Below are 20,942 nucleotides of genomic sequence, written 5' to 3' on the forward strand. Positions count from 1 at the left end.
GATACGCATCGCTGCCCATCATCCCTCAACCGCCGGTGAGGGGTCGGGCAGCGCGCCGCGTAGAAGGGTGCACGAACCTCGTCGGAGTACCCCATGCGTAGTCTCGCCCTTCCTGCCGCCCTCACTCTCCTGAGCCTCGCCAGTGCGGCGCAGGCTCACCCGAAGCTCGTTGTGGCCTCACCCGCGCCCAACGCGACCGTTGCCAAGCCCGCGCGTGTCGCTTTGCAGTTCAGCGAGAAGCTGATGCCGAAATTCTCCGGTGCGGACTTGATGATGACGGGCCATGGCGGCACCACGCACCCACCGATGAAGGTTGCAACCACCACCCAGGTTGCACCCGATGGCCGAACGCTGGTCGTGGTGCCCAAGTCGCCGCTCGGCGCGGGCCGCTACAGCGTCGCATGGCACGTCGTCTCGGCCGACACGCATCGGGTGTCGGGCAACTTCGCCTTCGCGGTGAAGTAAGGTGGATGCCGACTGGCCGCTGATCGGGGTCCGCTTCGCGCTTTATGCGACGTTGAGCGGGCTGTTCGGCCTGTCGGCGTTCAGCCTCTACGGGCTCAAGGCCGGGGAGCGCGCAGACGCACTCGCCTTGCGCCCCTGGCTGGTGGGGACCGGGCTGCTCGGCCTTCTGTTTTCAGGCATTGCGCTCGTCCTGCTCGCCGCGGCAATAGCTGGAGCGCCGCCGTGGCCGATCGATCGGGAAGCGATCGGAATGCTGATCACCGGCTCCGCGACGGGCACGGCGTGGAAAGCGCGCATGGTCGCGCTGATTGTGGCCGTGATCGCCGCGCTGATCGCGGCAGGACGTACCGCGCCGCTCGGCATGGTGGCGCTCGCGGCGGGCATTGCGCTCGCGACGCTCGCCTGGACAGGCCATGGCGCGATGGATGAGGGCGCGACGGGCTGGATCCATCTGCTGGCCGATATTCTGCACCTGTTGGCGGCCGGAGCCTGGGTCGGTGCACTGCTCGGGTTGACGCTGCTCGTGGTGCGGCCGGCAGTTCGCGTCGACGTCGCCCATCTCAGACTGACCCACCGGGCGCTGCACGGCTTCGGTCTGGTCGGCACGCTCGTGGTCGGCACGATCGTTGTGACGGGCCTGGTTAATGGCTGGCTGCTGGTCGGTGCCGGCAATTTACCGAGACTTCTGACCACCCTTTACGGCCAGCTCCTCCTCGCCAAGCTGGTACTGTTTGGCGCGATGCTCGGGCTGGCCTCCCTCAATCGTTTCCGGCTGACGCCGGCTTTCGAGCGCTCGATTGCCGCGGGCGATCATCGGGCCGCGCTTGGTGCTCTGCGGCGCAGCCTTGCGATCGAGGCGAGCTGTGCCGTCACGATCCTGGCGCTGGTCGCCTGGCTGGGGATGCTCGAGCCCCCCGCAACGGCGATGTGAGGAGCGGGCGGCCGATCGCCACCCGCCCGTCACCGATCAGGCGGCCATCTTCTCGCATGCGTCGGCACAACGCTCGCACGCGGCGACGCACTCTTCCATGCCGTCGAGCCCCCGGCAGCTCTCCGCGCAAGCCCGGCAGATCTGAGCGCAGATGCCGCATACGAGCTTATGCTGGTCGGACCCGCGGGCCATGAAGTCGAGTGAGGTGCCGCAAATCTGCGCGCAGTCGAGCATGATCTTGATGTGGTCGGGCGCGGCATGTGCGCCGCCCACCTGAAGGCAATGCTGCGTGGTCATCGAAAGGCAGGTGACGTGACAGTGGTGACAGGCGTCCATGCAAGCCTGCATCTCGGCGCTCATATGATCGTGCATCGGTGATCTCCACGTGAGCCCCCACTCATGGAGGAGTACGTGCGGCGCCGGCTCGTCCCTCAGCCGGATGCCTTCATTCGTCACCTTTAGCCTGATCCTTCATCGGCTTCGGCGCAGGCCCCCGCTTCACTGTTTCACGCCAGGGCCGCGTAGGAGACGGAAGGGCGACCCGCAGCGCAGCCGCCCTCCCCCGAACGCCATCCATCGTTCTATCCATCTCCCTCGCGATCGTCGCCAATGGCTGTTTCGCGGCGATCCGCTGGCGAAGCTCTGCGTCGGCTTCTTCCGTCCAGCGCCGCGGCTTTCTCATGGCCACCGCGCGTTCACGGGTGCAGGTGTCCGGTGTCCTCGCACGGCTCGGCCGCTGCCTCGGTCTGGATCGTACAATGCTCGATCCCAAACCGGCTATCGAGCATGTCCGCGACCCTCTTCCTGACCGCATCGGCATCGGCACCTTCGGCAAGCGTGACGTGTGCGGTGCAGTTGATGTCGTCCGAGGCCATCGACCAGACATGGAGGTCGTGGACGCCAGCCACGCCGGACAGGCCGGCGATGCCGGCACGCAACTCGGGCAGCTTGATCCCTCCAGGAACGCCCTCGAGCAACACGTTGGTCGTGTCCCGGAGCAGCACCCATGTTCGGGGCAGCACCCATAAGCCGATCCCGACCGCCACGATTGGATCGACCCACGTCCATCCGGTAAACCGGATGGCCAGCGCCCCGGCGATCACGCCCACCGAGCCGATCATGTCGGCCCATACCTCGAGGTAGGCGCCCTTGACGTTCATACTCGCGTCCTTGCCCGACGTGAGCAGCTTCATCGATATGAGGTTCACCACCAGGCCGATCGCGGCGACGATCATCATCCCGGTCGACTGGACCGCCTCGGGCTGGCGGAAGCGCTGCACCGCCTCCACCAGCACGTAGATCGCCACACCGAAGAGCAGCAGGGCGTTGAAAGCAGCGGCCAGGATCTCGAACCGCTTATAGCCGAACGTCCGCTTGTCGTCGGCCGGCTTCTGTCCGAACCGGATCGCGAGCAGCGCAATCACCAGTGCTGCCACGTCTGTCAGCATATGCGCTGCGTCAGATAGAAGCGCGAGGCTGTTGAAGACGAACGCACCAACAACCTCGGCAACCAGATAGGCGGTCGTGAGCGCCAGCGCCCAGCTCAGCATCTGGGCATTCGCGCCAGCGGTGTGGTCGTGGGCATGCCCCCCATGGTCATGGCCTGCGCTCATTGATTGGCTCCTTTCGTGCCCGCGTCCGAGCGAGCGTCTCGCAGGATTTCGAGGCCGCCTTTCACCGCGATAGCGGCAACAGCGACGCCGACGATAAGGTCAGGCCAGTTCTGGCCCGTCCAAACGACGATCGCGCCGGCTAGAATGATGCCCCCATTGGACACGAAGTCGTTGAGGCTGAAGGTTGTCGCAGCGCGCATATTTACATCGGGCTCGCGCAATCGCTTCAACAGCCACAAGCAAAGCCCGTTAACGACCGCCGCGATGATCGCCATCCCGATCATAGTGGGGCCGAGCGGCTCGCTTCCCGAGAAATAGCGCCGCCCGGCATCGAGCAGCACACCCGCGGCAAAGAGCAGCAGCAGGATGCCCGATGTCACCGCGGCCCCCCGCTTCCACGCCTGTGAGCGCGAGAGGGCAAGCAAGCTGATGATGTAGACGATGCCATCGGAGGCGTTGTCCAAGCCGTTTGCGATCAGGGCGCTGGAATCCGCCATGACGCCGGACACCCCGAAGCCTGCCGCCAGGCCCAGATTGAGCAACAGGACTATCCAAAGCGTCCGGCGCTTCTCGGCCGTGTCGAGGTCGAAGCTCTCTTCGCTCATGCCGGCACCTTCTCGTCAGGAGCGGCAGTTTGCCGATCGCTTTCCGGGACCGGCAGCTCTCGGCTACCGAAACGGGCATAGAGCGTCGGCAGCACGAACAATGTGAGCAGCGTCGCGGATATGAGGCCGCCAATAACCACGGTTGCGAGCGGTTTTTGCACCTCGGCGCCCGCTCCATGTCCCAGCGCCATCGGTACGAAACCGAGTGAAGCCACAAGCGCAGTCATCGCGACAGGCCTGAGCCGGGCCAGCGCGCCTCGATGCGCCGCAGCCGCGCGATCCATGCCGTCGCGCATCAGGTCATGGATGGACGTCACCATGACCAACCCGTTGAGAACTGCGATGCCGGATAGCGCAATGAAGCCGACGGCCGCGGAAATGGAGAAGGGCATCCCGCGCAGCACAAGCGCGAGCACCCCTCCCACCAGCGCCAGAGGGACGCCGGTGAACACAATCAGCGCATCCCGAACGGAGCCGAGCGCCCCGTAGAGCAGCAGCATGATGACCACGAAACAGATCGGCACCACGATAGCGAGCCGGTCCCGAGCGGACGCAAGGTTCTCGAACTGGCCTCCCCATTCGAGGTACGTCCCTGCCGGCAGCTTCACCTGAGCGTCGATTGCCGCCCGGGCATCGGCAACGACGCCCGCCACGTCGCGGTCACGGACGTTCGCCTGCACCACCACGCGCCGCTTTCCGTTCTCCCGGCTGATCTGGTTGGGACCATCGACGACAGCGATATCGGCGACGGTCGACAGCGGTACGAAGCCACCACCGGCAGTCGGTACCGGCACCTGAGCGACCGCCGTGAGGTCCGAGCGCGAGCTTTCGGCCATTCGGATCATGACGGGGAAGCGGCGATCCCCCTCAAAGATCATGCCGGCCTGCCGGCCACCGATGGCTGCGGCAACCGTGTCTTGCACGTCGCCGGCGGTTACGCCGACGCGCGACATGGCGGTGCGGTTCGGCCGGATGTCGAGCATCGGCAGGCCCTCGGTCTGTTCGACCCGCACGTCTGCGGCACCCCGGGTCCGGCGAAGGATACCGGCGATCCGGTCCGCGGTCGCATTCATCTCGCCAAAATCGTCGCCGAACACCTTGATGGCGATGTCGCCGCGCACGCCCGCGATCAGCTCGTTGAACCGCATCTGGATCGGCTGGGTGATCTCGTAGGCGTTGCCGGGGAGGGTGGAGAGACGCTTCTCCAGACGCTCCACAAGCTCTTCCTTGGAGAGACCTGGATCGGGCCACTGCGCCTTCGGCTTCAGGATAACGAAGGTGTCCGTGGCGTTCGCTGGCATCGGGTCCGATGCGATCTCGGAGGTGCCCGTGCGCGAGAAGGCGAAGCGGACCTCCGGCACCTTGGCCAATGCCTTCTCGACCTGGAACTGCATCGCCTGGCTTTGGTCGACCGACGTGCCCGGAATCCGCACGGCCTGGACGAGGATATTGCCCTCGTCGAGCTGCGGCAGGAACTCCTGCCCCAAGGTGGTGAAGGCGACACCGGCGAGCGCCAAAGCGCCGATCGCAATGCCGATGGTGAGCGTCGGGCGACGCATCGCCCCATCGAGCCCCGGCTCGTAGCGCTGTCGAAGGAACGTCACGGCCCGGCTTTCCTTCTCCTCCACCCGCTTGCTGAGCCAAATGGCGATCGCCGCGGGTACAAAGGTCAGCGACAGGATGAAGGCGAACACGAGTGCGATGATGACGGTGAGCGCCATTGGCTCGAACATCTTCCCCTCGACACCGGTGAAGGTCAGCAAGGGCGCATAGACCAGGATGATGATCGCCTGCCCGTAAACGGACGGACGGATCATCTCGCGGGCGGACGCGGCGACCAGCCCGAGCCGCTGTTCCATCGTCAGCTCGCCGTCCCGGCCATGCTGGGCTTCGGCAAGGCGCCGCAATGCGTTCTCGACGATGATGACGGCACCGTCCACGATCAGGCCGAAGTCGAGCGCGCCGAGGCTCATCAGATTGGCCGAAACGCCCGCCTCCAACATGCCGATGCTGGTGAGCAGCATCGTGATCGGGATGACGAGAGCCGCGATCAGCGCCGCCCGGAAGTTGCCGAGCAAGGCGAACAGGACGACGATGACCAACAGCGCGCCTTCGGCGAGATTGCGGGCGACCGTCGATATGGTGGAGTTCACCAGCTCGGTGCGGTTCATCACCGGTTTCACGACAACGTCGACCGGCAGCGAGCGGCCGATCTGGGTCAGCCGTTCGGCGACCCCGGTCGAGACGGTACGGCTGTTCTCGCCGATCCGCATGACGGCGGTCCCGACGACCACCTCATGGCCGTTTTCGGACGCGGAGCCCATGCGCAGAGCCTGGCCGGTCCGAACGGTTGCGATCTGGTTGAGCAGGATCGGCACACCCTCGCGGGTGGCGACGACGGTTCGGGCAAGCTCGTCGGCGTTGCGCACGCGCCCGTCGGAGCGGACAGAGAGCCCTTCGCCGTTACGGTTGACGACACCGGCGCCGGCGCTGGTGTTGTTCCGCTCCAGCGCCGTGGTGAGATCCTGCAGCGTCAGCCGCATTGCGGCCATGCGCTGCACGTCGGGGACGACGAGATATTCCTTGGTGTACCCGCCAAGGGAGTCGACCCCCGCCAGTCCCTCCGTGCTCTTGAGCTGCGGCGTGACGATCCAGTCCTGGACAGTGCGCAGGTAGGTGGCCTTGTCGGCCTCGCTGACGAGGTGATCGCCTTCCGGCGTGATGTAGCTGCCGTCGCGTTGCAGACCGGGCTCACCGTTGCGGTGATGGACCTGATCCAGTTCACGGTACTCGACCGTCCACATGAAGATGTCGCCGAGCCCGGTCGCGATCGGCCCCATTTCAGGGTTTACGCCCTCGGGAAGGTCTTCCTCCGCAGTCCGCAGCCGCTCCGCCACCTGCTGACGGGCGAAGTAGATATCGGTCTTCTCGGTGAAGACGGCCGTGACCTGGGCGAAGCCGTTGCGGCTGAGTGAACGGGTATATTCGAGGCCAGGGATGCCGGCGAGCGCGGTTTCGACCGTGAACGCGACCTGTTTCTCGATCTGGTCGGGGGAAAGGGCAGGGGCGACGACGTTGATTTGCACCTGGTTATTGGTGATGTCGGGAACGGCGTCGATCGGGAGTTGGCGCAACGCGCCTATCCCGAGCAGCGCAGCGGCGACGGTGAGAAGCAGGACTAGCCAACGCTTCTCGACGGAGAGGGTGACGATGCGACCGATCATGGTTCAGTCCTCGTCCCCGCCGTCGCCCTTGCCGAGTTCGGCTTTGAGCGTGAAGCTGTTGGTGGAGGCGATCCGCTCCGAACCGGTTAGCCCGGACGTCACGACGACCTGGCCGCCGTTGGTGCGGCCCAATGTCACCGGGGTCGCCCGGAACCCCGTCGGGGTCCGCACAAAGACGAACGACTTGTCCTCGATCATCTGGACCGCGGCCGACGGCACGGCGACTGTACGGTCGCCGGTTGCCGGCACCAGGATGGAAACATTGACCGTCTCGCCAACGCGCCAGGTGCTGCCGCCATTGTCGAGGGTGACGATCACCGGCACCAAGCGCGTCGTCTCGTCCAGTATGGGCGAGACGAACGTGACGCGTCCTTCCTGACGGCGCCCCGCCGCTGTTACCTCGACGCGGGCACCAGGCTTCACCCGGCCCGCATCAGTGGGCACCAGCGAGGTCGCAACCGTGACCTTGGAAAGGTTGGCGACCCGGAAAAGCTCGGCGTCGGCTGCAACGGTCTGCCCGAGCGTAGCCGAGCGCGCGATGACCTGACCGGCGATTGGTGAGCGCACTGCGATGCGGTTGAGCGCACCGCCCCCGCTGCCGGTCGCGGACAATTGCTGCTGCGCCAGGCGAAGCGCGATGCTGGCTTCGGTCGCGGCGGTCCGCGCCGCGACAAGATCCTGTTCCGGCGAGACGCGCTCGGCGAACAGGCGCTGCTCACGACGAAGGTTCGTTTGCGCGAGGGCGGCACGCGCGCGAGCGGCCTCCACCTCTGCTTTGAGCGACGCCGCTTCGCGGCTCTCGATAACGGCGAGCGGATCGCCGCGACCGACAGGCTGGCCGAGATTGCGGGTCAGCGAGACGAGCCGCCCGCCCACCGATGCCGATACCACCTGCACGCCTTGCGGATCGCCTTCGATCGTTGCCGAAAGCTCGATCGCACCAGCTTCCCCGCCGACCGTTGGCCGCGTGACCTCGATCCCGGCGTCCGCGATCTGCTGCGCGGAGAGGATGACGGCATCCTTTGGACCTTCCTTGGCCTCGCTGGCCTCGGCACCTTCGGCCTTCTCGGCTCCGGCCTTCTCCCCGGCTTCACCGCCGCTGCCGGTCCCGCCGCATCCCGCAAGGATGAGGGCCAGCGTCACGGGCGCCAGCGCCCGCATGATGTTCTTCGTCATTGATTGTTTTCCTCAGGAGAGGGCGCGGCGGCAACGAGCCGTTCCAGGCGTGCCTTTGCGTCATGATAAGTGGCGAGCGCGTCGATCGCGGCGGTGCGCGTCTCGGACAGGGTCCGCTCGGCATCGAGCAAGTCGAGCTGGCCGAACTTGCCCTCGCGGTAGCCGATCCGGGCAATGCGCGCAGCCTCGGCAGCCGACGCCAGCACCGGACCGCTCGCATTGCGTGCGGACGTGGCGGCGTTGGCCACCTCCGCCTGGGCGTTCGCGATGTCCTGCGCCGCGTCCAGCTCGGCGGCACGCCGCAGGGCCTGCGCCTGGTCGCTCTGCGCGCGCGCCTGGGCGATGGCGGCTTTGCCGTTGTTGAAGACGGGAAATGGGATGGAGACCCCGAACACCGCGGCGACGTCGTTGGTAGCCTCGAGCCGTCGTGCGCTGGCGCTCAACGTCACATCGGGAATGCGCTGCGATCGGGCGAGCCGGACCTGTGCCTCGGCCGTCGTCGCGTCGGCACGGGCGGCCGCCAGTGCCAGCGTACCACCGGGTTCGATCGGCCGTGCCGGTCCAAAGCCCTCAACACGATCATACCATGCGAGGTCGAGCGGCCCGGTCACGGGCTGGCCGATCCGACGAGCGAGATTGTCCCGCGCCACCTCGGCAAGCCGCTGGGCACGTTCCACGGCCGTCTCTGCATTGATACGCAGCACATCGGCACGCTGCTGTTCGAGCGGTGATGCACGCCCCGCCTGCACGCGGACACCGGCTGCGCGGAGCGCCTCCCGGGCGATGCCGGCCTGTTCGCGGGCTGTGACGAGGCGGCGTTCGGCCGCTGCTGCCTGAATGTAGAGCTGCGTGACGGCGAGCCGGAGATCGGCCTCGGCCAGCGCCGTGCCGATCCGTGCCCGGTTGCCGATCGCCTCGGCGACCGCGATCCGCGCCGACCTTTTGCCGCCCAACTCGATCGGAAGTGCCAGGCCAGCGGTCGTCTCCGCACTGCGCAGGCCCCGATACTGGCCGCTGCCGGCGATGTTTTCGGTCTCGGCAACGATCGAGGGGTTGGGGCGATAGCCGGCGACGGTCCGGCCGGCCTCGGCCGCCCTGACCCCTGCTGTGGCGGCTTCGAGACTGGGCGCGGTTGCGCCGGCGAGCGCCAGCGCCCGCTCAAGCGTGAGCGGGGGACTGGGCGATGCCGGCTCGGATGATTGCGCGTGCGCGATCGACGCGCACGACGCCACGGCCAATAAGGCCGCGATGAAACGGGACATGGTGACGAACTCCTGACGAACTTGGATTGCCGCGCGGGAAGCTCCCGGCGGATTAGGCGCTTGTCAGGCTTGGGGAGGTCGCAGAGCTGGGTCCGAAGGCACCGGTGCCATCGGGGCGTGGTTCCACGCTGGAGGAGCGACAGAGAGCCCGGTCACTGAGGCAACGAGCTTGGCCTCGAACGGAACCCCGATATGATGGCCATGGCAACCGCCATGATGGTGCGGATAGGCCTTATCGGCATCAGCCGGCACCTGGTCGGCGTCGCCGTCACTATGTTCGAGCGAGCTGGCAGCGGTGGTATCGACGCAGCCCACCGCCTCGGTCGCATGCGCGACCGATCCCAGCCCAAGCGACAGCACGAGCATGAGACAGAGGAACAAGGCGGAAAGCCGATGCATCGGCCTTCGCCTTAGCAGCTTAGCGAACGCCATGTAACGGCTGCCTGTAAGTGGAAGGGGCAGGCGTGGAAGCGTATCGCAGTTCGGCCCGCGCCTGTCGCATGATCTGGAATCCGCCCGACAGACCGAGCACGGCCATCAACGCGGCCACCACTAGATCGGGCCACGCGCTGTTCAGACCGAAGACGCCGCCTGCAGCCAGCACCACGGCGATATTGCCGATCGCATCGTTGCGCGAGCAGATCCACACCGAACGCATGTTCGCGTCACCGCTCCGGAAGCGGTACAACATCACCGCGACCACGACATTCGCGATCAGCGCCGCAATCCCCACAACGCCCATGACCTCGGCATGGGGCACAGCGCCGTGGAGCGCGCCCCACCCCGCCGCGAGCAGGACATAGAGCCCAAGCAGGGCAAGCGTCGCTCCCTTCAGCATCGCCGCACGCGCGCGCCAGGCTATCGCCATCCCAGCGACACCCAGGCTGATCGCGTAATTGGCAGCGTCACCGAAGAAGTCGAGCGCGTCGGCCTGGAGCGCCTTCGACCCGCCCGTGATCCCCGCGACGATCTCGATCGCGAACATGCCGCCATTGATCGCGAGCGCGATCCACAACGCGCGCCGCCACTTCGGGTCATTGAGGGTGCCCGCCTTGTCGGACGCGCAGCTCGTGCAGGCCATTTCGCCACCTCGATAGAATCGATCTGGCAGCCTATATGCACCCTCTAGTCGCTAGAGGGTCAAGCGCTGTGTCTGATAAACTGACGATCGGGAAGCTGGCTTCGGCGACGGGCACAAAGGTCGAGACGATCCGCTATTACGAGCAGATCGGCTTGCTGGCGGCGCCAGCGCGGTCGGCCGGAAATTACCGGACCTACGAGGGCGAGCATCTGCGGCGCCTGTCCTTCATCCGTAGAGCGCGCGATCTCGGCTTCTCGATCGACCAGGTCCGGGAGTTGATGGGGCTCGCCGATCGACGCGAACAATCCTGTATGGCCGTGGACGTGATCGCCAACCAACATCGTGATGCCATCACGCGAAAGATCGCTGACCTGACGGCGCTCGCGAGCGAGCTGGATGCGCTGATCGACTCCTGTAGCCGCAACACTGTGGCCGAGTGCAGGATCATCGAAGCCTTGGGTCCGAGCGCGGAGGCCCGCTCACACTGAGCGTTTCTAACGGGCGACGCTGGGCTCATGCGCCGATCGAGGCGCGCCGGTCTAAATCAGGGTGCGTGTCGACCCGACTTAGTGTGCCACGTGGCACACCTCCTGTGCAGGAGCGCTGGTCTAAGAAGGCCGTCCCTTGATGCCGAAGGCAACAGCGGGGACGGCCATGTTGCCTTCAACATAGCGCGTCTTCTGCGGCTTTTGAAGAAACAGTTCGCTTACAAAACCGAGGACCGCCTTGAAAGGCGGTCCCGGTGCTAGTTCCCTGATCGGGAAACGGACAATCCGTTGGATGCCGCATGTACCGATTTGATAGGGGTCGCTCTCTGTTGGGACAAGGCTCCTCAAAGGGCCGAATGCGCCACGTGGCACACCAACGGTCATCGAAAGCACGAAAATCGTGAGATGGGCGCTCTCAACGCACGCTAACTCAGCCTGAAAATCGTCAATCTTCGTGCTTTCGATGACCGTTTCCAGCTTCGGTCCTCAAAAGCACGAACGCCTCGCGAGACGCCATAGGCGGCAAGGCGCTACCTCCTGAGCGGCCCGATGTAATTCGTGCTTTTGAGGACCTGAGCAAAGGTGCCGCGCCTGATTTCGTGTCCTTGCGCAACAGCCCGGACCTTGTATCATCGAGAAGCGAAAGCCGATCACGACCAGAGCCCACCAAGCTGCTACTTGGTGGGCTCAAATCATGAAGGCTTGCTACCCGATGATGCCGCCAACGATTCCGATCAGCGTCCGAAATCCCGTAACGGGTCGATCGGTGGTCGTTCGAGGTGCTGGTGCGCTACGCGGCCGATTGATGCTCAGGGATGGTTTGGACCTCACCCGGCCGATCGCCGCGCAAGTTCTTAGGCCCGGTTGCTAACAGTGAGATAGCCAACCTGAAGCTGGCACCCCTCGCAACGGTCGTGGCTAGTAGGCACGCAAGATGGACTATCGCCCACGGCCCCGACCATCACCACTCCGATCCTTGTCTCGCTGTTTGATCCGCTCGCGTTCCTGCTCTTGCTGGCGGACACGCTCGGCGCGGCGCTCGCGCATGACTGCTTCGTAGAGCTTGTTGAGGTGAGGATGCGCGCGCTCAACCCTGGCACGCGCCAGCTCATCGCCGCGGTGACGCCGCTGCCCGGTCACGGGACCGAGATACTCCTTGATCTGACCTAGTCGCTTCGCGAGCTGCGTGGATCGCTGCTGCAACCCGCGCGCGGCCTTCTCCCAACTCGCGCGTGCTGCCTCGTAGGACGGACGCCGCAAGGTTGCCATCAGTCCTTTGGGCGGCAGCGGCTGCTTACGAGCATGATCACCTCTCACCGCCTCATGTCGCCGGTACATTCCATCCGCCCGCACCTGCGCGCGTTGCGCGCGTGCCTGTACGTCCGCCAGCTCGCGTCCGTGTTCGGCCGCCCAGCTCCGCACCACTCCTTCGCGGGTCGGGCGCTGGTCGCCCTGCGGACTTGCCGTCGACCTTTGATACCGCTCCCCTGCCCCACCACGCGTCTTGTCGACCATCGGACGCGCGAGTTCCGGCAACCGGATCTCGCGCCGGTCGGCAAAGGCCCGGGCATGATCCTGGTGACTACGCTCGGGACCATAGTCGCCGGCCATATCCTTTGCCCGATCGCGAGATAGCAAGAGGGCGAGACGGCCTTGATCGGCGAAGTCATCCCGACCATAATGGAGGTGCACGCGGTCGCGGTGACGCGTCATGCCGACATAGCTGCTGTGACGATCCATGCCCGGTGTTGCGAGCGCATGGGCGTCATCTACCGACACGCCCTGCGACTTGCCGAACGTAGCTGCATAGCCGTGATCGAATGCCGCATAAGCCTTCGCGTCGAATTGAACCTGACGCCCACCGTCCAGACGCACCGTCATGCTCCCAGGATCGGCTCGCTCGATAGTGCCTAGCGTGCCGTTCTTGACCCCCAGCGACCGCTCGTTCCGAAGGAACATCAAGCGGTCGCCCGCCGCGAAGTCGCGGGTGCCCCGGTCTGTCGTGAACGCCACGTCCTCGCCAAGTTCGCCACCAGCTCGAAGCCGGCCGCGCGCTTCCTCGTTCAGCTCGCGCACCTCGGCATTGGTATGGGTAAGGATGATCCGTGAACGGTCGGGATCGGCCTGGCGTTGACGATCCCACCCCTCCACCAGCTCGGCCCGCGCCGCCTCGCGCGTGTCGGCGGCATGGACCATGCCATGCGCGGCATAGGCATTCAGCGCCTCGGCCGTCCGTCCCGTGGCGAGCGCCCGCGTTGCTTCCTTCTGCCAGTCCTCCCGCTGCCGGCGAATCTCGGTAATCTCGGCCGCGCCGTGCCGCTCGGTGATCGACCGGAACGCTGCGCCCGCCTCGATCGCCTGAAGCTGCTCGGGGTCGCCCACCAGCACCACCTTGGCCCCGGCGTCACGGGCATGGGACATCACCCGCTCCATTTGGCGCGTGCCGATCATGCCCGCCTCGTCGACCACCAGCACGTCCTTGGGCCCGAGCTGGTCGCGTCCCTGCGCCCAGCCATGCTCAAGGCTGGCGATGGTGCGGGAGGTGATGCCGGAGCCGCCCTCCAGGTTCTCGGCCGCGATTCCCGACAGCGCCGCGCCGCGCACCTGGTAGCCCTCGCGCTCCCACGCCTCGCGCGCGACGCCCAGCATCGCGGACTTGCCGGTCCCGGCATAGCCCACGACCGACGCCAGACCGTCACGGCCGGTGATATGATCGAAGGCGTCGCGCTGCTCGTCGGACAGCGTGAGACCCCGCGCCTCGGCCGCCTCCAGCGCCCCGGCTCGCTGCCGGTGGGACACGCCATGATCTTGGCGCCGCGCCAGCTCGTCGCTGGCCTTCTCCAGCCGCGCCTCGGTCGCGATCATGTCACGGGAGGTGAACCGCTCCTGGTCACGCCCGTCCCTGCCCAGCGCCACCAGCTCGGGGCTGGCGCGAACCGCCGCCATCACTTGGTCGAACTGCTCCTTGCCGTCCGAATGCCGGAACGCGAATGCGGCCAGGTCGCGGGTAGTGAACGTCGCCTGCTGCCGGGTGATGCCGTCGAGCGCGATGCGCGGATCGGCCGCGATCTTCTCGCCGTTCTCGCGCGCGATCCGCCGGTGATCGTCAGCACGCTCGGCATCCTCGCCGCGGTCGAGCCGGCGCATGCCGGCCGGGCCGATCTTATGCTGCGGCTCCAGCTCGATGCCGCGGTCGGCATGGCTGCGATGATCGATCCGCGCCTCAAGCCCCAGCTCGGCCATGCGCTCGTTGACGTGGGCCGCCCATGCCTCGCGCCAGCCTTGCAATAGCTCTCCGCTGTTCCAGTCGCGGTTCTTCTGACCAAAGCCGTCCGGCCCCACGTCGCGCATCGACAGCATGACATGCGCGTGCGGCTTCGGACTGCCGTCCCTCGCCTTGTCCCAATGCACGTTGAGGTCCGCGACCATCCCGCGCTTCACGAACTGCTCGGCGACGAAATCGCGGGTGAGCGCGACGCCCTGCTTTTCATTCATCTCACGCGGGATCGAGAACTCCACCTCGCGGGCGAGCTGAGCATCCTTGCGCTTCTCCCCTGCCTCCACTTCGTTCCAGAGCACGGTGCGGTCGTTTAAACGCTCCGGTGCACCCTGCGGCAACATCACCTCGGAGTGGATGACGCCGGCCTTGTTCGAGAAGTTGTGATTCCGCCCAAGCCGCTCGTCATGCAACTCGGAGGCAGAGCGATAGGCGGCGGATGCGACGGCGCTGGAGCCGTTTGCACGACTGATAATTTTGGCGCTGAAATGATAGATCGCCATTGCGTCCAGTACCATGCACTTTGGAGCGCACGTCGGCAACGACGTATAAGCGCGCACTCATGATCTGCTGCGCATCTCCTGACTGACTTGATGCCGCTCCCTGTTCGGTTAAGCTTGCTCCTGCCATGCTGTGCGCTAGGATGCTGTCGTTAGGAGGCTGGCCGATGCGGAAGGTTCGGGATTACGACGCGGAGCTGAAGGCGCTCGGAGACAAGGCGCGCCAGCTCAAGGCGAAGCGGGTCGAACAGCTCGGCGCGCTCGTCACCGCGACCGGGGCCGATGCTCTCGATGCGGAAACTCTCGCGGGCGTTTTGCTCGATGCGGTCGCGTCCAAGGATGCCGGTGCGAAGGAGGCGTGGCGGGCGAAGGGGGCCGCCTTCTTTCAGCGACGCGGGCGTAAAGGTGGCGGCGCTGCTGCGATCGACGGCGCGGATGCTGGCGCTCAACCGGGCGGCGACGCTGCGCGCGGAAGCGACCGGGCGTCGAACGGATAGCCGGGGCTGGGTCGTGCAACGTCGCGAACGGACTCGCCACCTGATCGAGCTGGGCGGGCTGGTCCAGAAAGCCGGGCTGGTCGAACTGACGGACGATGATCGCGCCACCCTCTACGGCGCGCTGCTCGATATCGCAGGACGCGCGCGCGGCGATGATGCCGGCGATACACTGGCGTTGTGGAAGCGCCGCGGCAGACGGGCGTTCGACGCGGAAGCGGAGAAGGTTGAATGACCGGGCTGAACATTGAAGCAATCCGCGCCGAAGTTCGCGCGCTCGACTATGTGCGGGGCACCCTGACCGACGCCGCGATGTGGCGCGAGGACGACGAGGATTCCCGGGCCAACCTCGCGATCGAAGGCATGGCGCTGTCCGCTGAGGATGACGCGCTGTTCGACATGCTGCGCGACGAACGCGTGCCCCCTCCCCTCGCCACGCAAATACTCCTCAAACTGCTCGACCATCCCGACGCCGATCCGGCGCTGGCGATCACGCCTGCCGGTGCGAGCTGCTGATGCCGGCGCGCATCAGTCCGCTATTGGCGCTGTTCATCGCCTTCGTGGTGCTGATGGCGAGCAATTCCTGGCTCAAGGGGATCTTCGGCGTCGGTGAAATCGCGACCGATGTGCCGTTCCTGCTGACGGGCCTGACGCTGTTCGCGATCTGGAAGTTCAATCGCCGCGGCGGCAACCGCGGTAACACCCTGTTCGGCTCGGCCCGGTTCGGCGATCGGCGCGACCTGGCGAAGCTCGAAGGCGCGGGCGATCTCATCATCGGCCGTTCGGGCAAAACCAATAAGCTGCTGCACTATGGCGGCGCGGCGCACCTTCTCACGATGGCGCCGACGCGCAGCGGCAAGGGCGTCGGCACCATCATCCCCAACCTGCTGCTGCTCGATCGCGCCGTGATCTGCATCGACCCCAAGGGCGAGAACGCGCGCGTCACCGCCCGCGCGCGCGCCACCAAGGGTAAGGTGTGGTGCCTCGATCCGTTCGGCGTCTCGGGTCAGCCGGTCGCGCGCTACAACCCGCTCGACCGGCTCGATCCCGCCTCGATCGACCTCGCCGAGGATGCCGGCACGCTTGCCGACGCACTGGTCCATGACGCGCCCGGCCAAGCCGGGGAAGCGCATTGGAACGAGGAAGCCAAGGCGCTGATCGCCGGGCTGATCCTCCACGTCGTCACGACCGAGCCCACCGATCGCCGCACGCTGGCGACGCTGCGCGAGCTGCTGACGCTTCCCCCTGCCCGCTTCGCGGCCCTGCTCGATGCCATGTCGGACAGTCCGTCCGCCGGCGGTCTGGTGGCGCGCGCCGCCAACCGCCACCTCGGCAAATCCGATCGGGAAGCTGCCGGCGTGCTGTCATCGGCGCAACGTCACACCCATTTCATCGATAGCCCGCGCATCGTCGCCAGCACGGCCGCGTCCGATTTCCGGTTTGCCGATTTGAAAGAGACGCCGGCGACGGTGTTCCTGATCCTGCCGCCCGATCGGCTCGATACCTATGCGCGCTGGTTGCGCCTGCTGATCGCGCAGGCCGTCACTGACATGGCGCGCTCCCCTGCCGGCCCCGCCCGGCCGGTGCTGTTCCTGCTGGACGAGTTCGCCGCGCTCGGCCGACTGGAGCCCGTCGAGCGCGCGATGGGGCTGATGGCCGGCTATGGCCTCCAGCTCTGGCCGATCCTCCAGGACATGCACCAGCTCCGCGCCACCTACGGCGAACGGGCCGGCACCTTCATATCGAACGCGGGGGTGGTTCAGGCGTTCGGCGTCAACGATCATGCCACCGCTGACATGCTCTCGAAAACGATCGGCGACACCACCATCGAATATACCACTTTCGGGTCATCACACGCGACGAGCTGGACTCAGCCGGCCAACCGTTCGGAGAGTTCAAGCGGCCATGTCGCCGCACGACGGCTGGCGACGCCCGACGAAATCATGCGGATGGACCAGGACAGCCTCCTGCTGCTGCGGCAGGGGCAAGACCCGCTCGTGGTGGGGAAAATCCGCTACTATGCCGAACGCGAGTTCACCGGCCTCGCCGATCCGGCATGACGTGATCCGCAAAAACACGAACGACGGTGAAAGCAGCGAAAGGTGAGTTTTGGGGTAGCGCCTCACCCGTCGCGCAGATGAAGCCGCCACGGTAGCCGATATAAGGGATGCTTGGCATGTTCGGCGCGTTAGGCACCTCGGTGACGTCGAAAGGCCCTTTCCTGCCCTGACAGCGCTCCTGGGCGGCGCTGGGGCATGATTCGACCGCCACCCGCCTTTTTCTTCCCGCTTAGCCTGCGGCGCTTGCGCCGCTCTGGTGACGGCGTAGCCGGCACGCAGCAAATAGCGCATCGGCCGGTAGGCCGATTCCGTCGTTGTGTCCTGACGCTGGTTATCCACAGGATGGCTACCCCAAAGCTCACCTTTCGGCGTTCAGATTCTCTAATTCTTCTGATTCAAGATTCAGGGTGCTGAAAGGCCCGTATTTCTGCGGAAAATCAGGCCTAGCGGTGAGCCTTGGGGTCGATTCGCGTGAGTTTCGGGGTAGTTTGCGGTGAGCTTTGGGGCCGGTAAAGGTGAGTGTTCGGGCGGGTTGCGGTGAGCGTTGGGGTAGCCGGCCGGCAGTGTCGGGAGTGACGGTGAGTTTTGGGGTAGCCCCTCACCGTTCCATCGGGGAGCCAGATCATTTGCCTGGCTCACTTTTCGCGGTTAAGGTGAGGCGATAAGCCCCTCTTGCTCACCGTTGGTCAAGCCTATGTCGCAACCTGCCGTGGTCGATATGTCGTTCCGTACACTGGCCCAGAAGGGGCGCGGCAACCCCTTTGATCCCGCCAACTATGGGGAAATCGTCAAGCCCGGCGAGCTGGTCGATATTGTCGAGCTGAGCCCCCTCACCCTCGCCGATCGCCGTATCTATAACCTGCTCATCGCCAACGCCTGGGAGCGCATTGGCGAGCCGATCATCCATCGCATCGCGAAATCGGGACTGAAAGGGACGCACCAGGGCAATGAGCGCGTGGAAAGCTCGCTGCTGCGCCTCATGGGCACCATCGCGATCGTCACGATCCGCAAGGACGGCAAGAGCTATAAGCGCCGTGTTCAGCTCCTCGGACCCAGCGATGAAAGCCTCGAAAAGGACGGCTTCCTTCACTACCGCATTCCGGAAGAGCTGATCGAGATACTGCGGAACAGTCAGGTCTATGCCCGTCTCAAGACGCAGGTGATGTATTGCTTCGAGTCGAAGTACGCCCTCTGCCTCTATGAGATGATCGAGCGGCGTATCGGCCTCGAATACAAGCAGAAAGAGGAGTTCACGATTGAGGAGCTGCGCGGTCTGCTCAACGTCCCCGAGGGCAAACTCGAACGCTTTGCCGATCTGAACAAATACTGCCTCAAGGTCGCCGTTGAGGAAATCAACAAGCTCTGCCCCTTCTATGTCGATTTCACGCCGATCAAGAACGGGCGCAAGGTCGAGCGGGTGGCACTCCACTGGTTCCCGAAAACGTCCAGCGGCAAGCGCGACGCACAGAACCTGATCGATCAGCACAGCATCGTGCGGCGCGCCAAGCTGCGTGGCGGGATACCCGAGCTGCCCGTTCTGGTGGATTTCAGTACGCCAGCCGCGCAAAGGTGAGGCGCTACCCCAAAACTCACTTTTAAGCCACGACCGTATCAGTATAGGTGTATACATCTATACTGATACGGTCGCCACTCGGTATCGACACTACGCTACCGCTCATCCTCCATCTCGTTTTGAAGGCGTGCGATCTGGGCTCGGCGGCTTTCGTTACGCGCCTTCCGTCCCTCCCACATCCGTTCCGCATCAGCCCAGCCTTGGGGGTCGCTTTCCTTGAAGCGTTGCCAGCGTTCGGCATTATCGCGATCAATGTCCCGAAGCGTCCCGCTCCACCTTTCCTTCCGCCGTTGATCGAGCAACCACAGAACGCCACATCCTATCGCGCCATATCCCACAAACAGCGCGACCGTGTTCAGCGTCTCGATCATACAACCTTGCTACTAGTATAGCTGTATACGCTTATACCCGCCGGCTTGCCCGGCTGCGTCCCTTCTTCACAAACAGGTCGTCCAGCGCCTCGCCCAACAGACTCTGCACAGTCGTCCCCTCCTCGGCGGCGAGGATGCGGAGCTGCGTGCTGACCTCTGGGGCGAAATGTCCACCGATCAGCTTGGTCCCTTGCCGTCCCGCCTGCGCGGGTTTGGCGGGGGTTGCCGTTGGCACGACGGACGGGGCGGGCGTTGCCGGCGCGTCGCCGCCGGCCTTGGCCCGATCAAGCATCGCCTGAAGTGTATTGCCCTTCGCCATTACGCCGCCTCCACCTCATCGTATAGACGTATAGCAGTATACTCGTATAGACGTTTGATTTCTGCTGCGGCGGGGCCGTTAGGCTCGAACTCCTGCACTGCCTGGCCCGCAGCCTGAGCGCGGAAGAACGCCTTGCGGTTGCCGATCGTCACCGGACAGACCGCCGCGCCCAGCTCCTCAACCGCCTTCATCGCGTCACCCGTTTCCTGTCCTTGCGGCGGGACGAATGTCAGCACGACGGCGAAGTCGCGATCGAGCTGCCGCACCACGTCGAGCGTGTGCGTCATGCTCATGGTGTCGAACACCGCCGTCTTCGTCGGTACGAGGATAAAGTCGGCGTGCCGCGCAGCCTCATAGGCAACATCACGCGCAACGGCCGCGCCGTCGATCACCACAAGGTCTGTACCGGCGTCGGCACACGCCTTGAGCATTGCCGCGAGCCGCACCGGCTGGATCGAAGCGACGGCCGGCGTATCGAGCTGGCGCACGTCTTTCCAGAACGATGCTGTCGCCTGCGGGTCCAGGTCGATGATCGCCGCTTCCTTGCCCGCCTGCTCGGCCGCTACGGCAAGGCATGTCGCTAGCGTCGTTTTTCCGACGCCGCCTTTTTGGGACAGGATGGCTAGAACCTTCATGCTGCACTCCTGCGGTATAGAACTATACTTGTATACTTATATACGACGGGGATGGGAAAGGGAAGCGTTACGGCTTTGGATCATCGCCGTCAGTGTCGAGCGGATCATGGTGCATCGGTCCATGCCCCTCGACTGGGCATAGCGGCGCGCCGGCCGTCTCGAGCCACTTACGCGCCGTCCTGACGGTATAGCCGCACGTCCCGCACTCGCATTTAAGCAACCGCGTCGCCTGCTTCTTCGGGCGCGTCGTCTCGCCGCCGGTATCGAGCCGGGCATGGGGAAGGGGGCCTGCAGCCGCGAGGATGGGCGCAACCGCGGAGAGGAAGGCGTCGCCCGGCGTCGTGGCCGTCATCCGACCGATCAACCCCAAGCCCACCGCAACCCGTTTAAACGCCTTCCCGTGCCCGGCGGGAATACCCACTGCGGCGTGAACCAACTCGTGCGCGAGGATCGCTGCGATCTGCGCCGGCATCGCATCGGGAGCGTGCGCCAGGTCCGGCCGGATAAAGATTTCAAAATGGCCGTCGCCGCTGCAACGGTTGTCCCAGCACTCGCCGATCGCACGGCCCCGCGCGCCCCGGCTGGTGAAGCCGATCGCGACACGCACTCGGGAGGGCAGGGGGACGTCCAGCGCCGCAAACAACGGTGCATGCCGATCGCCACCCGGTTCAGCCAACTCTCGCGATTGTCCTGGTCCATGTCCCGTCTTCCTTCCTCACATCGCCCCTGGGCGATGGCCCTCAGCCATCGGCCCTGCCTCGTGGCGAACAGCGGGGGGTGAGGGGGCAGCGGGAATCTGCCGGGGTGGTGCGGGCGCACGAAGCGAAGCGGAGGAGCCACGGCCCGGCTGATTGCCGTTGCTGGGAGA

At 65.4% G+C, this 20,942-nt stretch carries 20 protein-coding genes and 1 pseudogene; 8 read left to right on the top strand and 13 right to left on the bottom strand.

Annotation, left to right across the window (positions count from 1 at the left end):
• Positions 1–93 precede the first annotated feature (93 nt).
• Together copC and copD are read left to right on the top strand one after the other, a co-directional pair.
• Positions 94–465 (top strand): copper homeostasis periplasmic binding protein CopC, encoded by a 372-nt coding sequence (gene copC, locus SPDO_RS15665; protein ID WP_088368458.1) that lies wholly within the window; start codon positions 94–96, stop codon positions 463–465.
• A gap of 1 nt (position 466) precedes the next feature.
• Positions 467–1,396 carry a copper homeostasis membrane protein CopD gene (gene copD / locus SPDO_RS15670; RefSeq protein ID WP_088368459.1) on the top strand — a complete coding sequence of 310 codons (930 nt, stop codon included), beginning with the start codon at positions 467–469 and terminating at the stop codon, positions 1,394–1,396.
• 36 nt (positions 1,397–1,432) lie between these two features.
• On the opposite strand, the gene SPDO_RS15675 is transcribed toward copD, so the two are convergent.
• The 8 genes from SPDO_RS15675 to SPDO_RS15710 all read right to left on the bottom strand — a co-directional run bounded on the left by SPDO_RS15675 (position 1,433) and on the right by SPDO_RS15710 (position 10,357).
• On the bottom strand, positions 1,433–1,768 hold the full coding sequence (locus SPDO_RS15675; protein ID WP_088368488.1) for a four-helix bundle copper-binding protein: 336 nt from the start codon (positions 1,766–1,768) through the stop codon (positions 1,433–1,435).
• A gap of 323 nt (positions 1,769–2,091) precedes the next feature.
• A complete protein-coding gene (locus tag SPDO_RS15680) occupies positions 2,092–3,009 on the bottom strand; it encodes a cation diffusion facilitator family transporter (RefSeq protein ID WP_088368460.1) in 918 nt (305 codons plus the stop codon).
• On the bottom strand, positions 3,006–3,614 hold the full coding sequence (locus SPDO_RS15685; protein ID WP_088368461.1) for a cation diffusion facilitator family transporter: 609 nt from the start codon (positions 3,612–3,614) through the stop codon (positions 3,006–3,008). Before SPDO_RS15685 ends, SPDO_RS15680 begins: the two co-directional genes overlap by 4 nt.
• Positions 3,611–6,838, bottom strand: coding sequence for an efflux RND transporter permease subunit (locus tag SPDO_RS15690; RefSeq protein WP_088368462.1), 3,228 nt, complete (start codon positions 6,836–6,838; stop codon positions 3,611–3,613). Before SPDO_RS15690 ends, SPDO_RS15685 begins: the two co-directional genes overlap by 4 nt.
• A gap of 3 nt (positions 6,839–6,841) precedes the next feature.
• Positions 6,842–8,014, bottom strand: a complete 1,173-nt coding sequence (locus SPDO_RS15695; protein WP_088368463.1) for an efflux RND transporter periplasmic adaptor subunit — start codon at positions 8,012–8,014, stop codon at positions 6,842–6,844.
• A complete protein-coding gene (locus tag SPDO_RS15700; protein ID WP_088368464.1) occupies positions 8,011–9,276 on the bottom strand; it encodes a TolC family protein in 1,266 nt (421 codons plus the stop codon). The genes SPDO_RS15695 and SPDO_RS15700 overlap by 4 nt, the downstream gene beginning before the upstream one ends.
• 63 nt (positions 9,277–9,339) lie before the next feature.
• Positions 9,340–9,675 (bottom strand): hypothetical protein, encoded by a 336-nt coding sequence (locus tag SPDO_RS16760; protein WP_143559681.1) that lies wholly within the window; start codon positions 9,673–9,675, stop codon positions 9,340–9,342.
• Positions 9,676–9,694: 19 nt separating this feature from the next.
• Complete coding sequence (locus SPDO_RS15710) at positions 9,695–10,357, bottom strand: cation efflux transmembrane domain-containing protein (RefSeq protein WP_088368466.1); 663 nt, start codon at positions 10,355–10,357, stop codon at positions 9,695–9,697.
• 68 nt (positions 10,358–10,425) lie between these two features.
• Here SPDO_RS15710 and SPDO_RS15715 point away from each other — a divergent pair, with 68 nt between their 5' ends.
• Complete coding sequence (locus tag SPDO_RS15715; protein ID WP_219994280.1) at positions 10,426–10,845, top strand: MerR family transcriptional regulator; 420 nt, start codon at positions 10,426–10,428, stop codon at positions 10,843–10,845.
• A gap of 939 nt (positions 10,846–11,784) precedes the next feature.
• On the opposite strand, the gene traA is transcribed toward SPDO_RS15715, so the two are convergent.
• Entirely contained in the window at positions 11,785–14,625 is a 2,841-nt protein-coding gene (traA, locus tag SPDO_RS15720) for a Ti-type conjugative transfer relaxase TraA (protein WP_082746203.1), read from the bottom strand.
• Positions 14,626–14,789: 164 nt separating this feature from the next.
• On the opposite strand from traA, the gene SPDO_RS15725 reads away from it, so the two are divergent.
• From SPDO_RS15725 to SPDO_RS15745, 5 genes are all read left to right on the top strand, one after another.
• The gene (locus tag SPDO_RS15725) at positions 14,790–15,119 is read left to right on the top strand and encodes a conjugal transfer protein TraD (RefSeq protein WP_088368468.1); all 330 of its coding nucleotides are present in this window, start codon (positions 14,790–14,792) and stop codon (positions 15,117–15,119) included.
• Positions 15,120–15,132: 13 nt separating this feature from the next.
• Entirely contained in the window at positions 15,133–15,351 is a 219-nt protein-coding gene (locus SPDO_RS15730; RefSeq protein WP_088368489.1) for a conjugal transfer protein TraD, read from the top strand.
• Positions 15,348–15,632, top strand: coding sequence for a hypothetical protein (locus SPDO_RS15735; protein WP_088368469.1), 285 nt, complete (start codon positions 15,348–15,350; stop codon positions 15,630–15,632). The genes SPDO_RS15730 and SPDO_RS15735 overlap by 4 nt, the downstream gene beginning before the upstream one ends.
• Positions 15,632–17,176 (top strand): type IV secretory system conjugative DNA transfer family protein, encoded by a 1,545-nt coding sequence (locus SPDO_RS15740; RefSeq protein WP_088368470.1) that lies wholly within the window; start codon positions 15,632–15,634, stop codon positions 17,174–17,176. Before SPDO_RS15735 ends, SPDO_RS15740 begins: the two co-directional genes overlap by 1 nt.
• Positions 17,177–17,870: 694 nt before the next feature.
• Entirely contained in the window at positions 17,871–18,749 is an 879-nt protein-coding gene (locus SPDO_RS15745) for a replication initiation protein (protein WP_088368471.1), read from the top strand.
• Between the two features lie 95 nt (positions 18,750–18,844).
• Here SPDO_RS15745 and SPDO_RS15750 read toward each other — a convergent pair whose 3' ends face one another.
• The 4 genes and pseudogenes from SPDO_RS15750 to SPDO_RS15765 form a co-directional block, all read right to left on the bottom strand.
• Positions 18,845–19,120, bottom strand: coding sequence for a hypothetical protein (locus SPDO_RS15750; protein ID WP_088368472.1), 276 nt, complete (start codon positions 19,118–19,120; stop codon positions 18,845–18,847).
• A gap of 31 nt (positions 19,121–19,151) precedes the next feature.
• Complete coding sequence (locus tag SPDO_RS15755; RefSeq protein WP_211280109.1) at positions 19,152–19,439, bottom strand: ribbon-helix-helix domain-containing protein; 288 nt, start codon at positions 19,437–19,439, stop codon at positions 19,152–19,154.
• Positions 19,439–20,074: a ParA family protein gene (locus tag SPDO_RS15760; RefSeq protein WP_088368473.1), complete on the bottom strand. Its 636-nt coding sequence runs from the start codon at positions 20,072–20,074 to the stop codon at positions 19,439–19,441. Before SPDO_RS15760 ends, SPDO_RS15755 begins: the two co-directional genes overlap by 1 nt.
• A gap of 67 nt (positions 20,075–20,141) precedes the next feature.
• A pseudogene (locus tag SPDO_RS15765) lies at positions 20,142–20,773 on the bottom strand (transcription elongation protein SprT).
• Positions 20,774–20,942: the final 169 nt, after the last annotated feature.

The sequence above is a fragment of the Sphingomonas dokdonensis genome (assembly GCF_002197685.1).
GTDB classification, from domain to species: domain Bacteria; phylum Pseudomonadota; class Alphaproteobacteria; order Sphingomonadales; family Sphingomonadaceae; genus Sphingomonas; species Sphingomonas dokdonensis.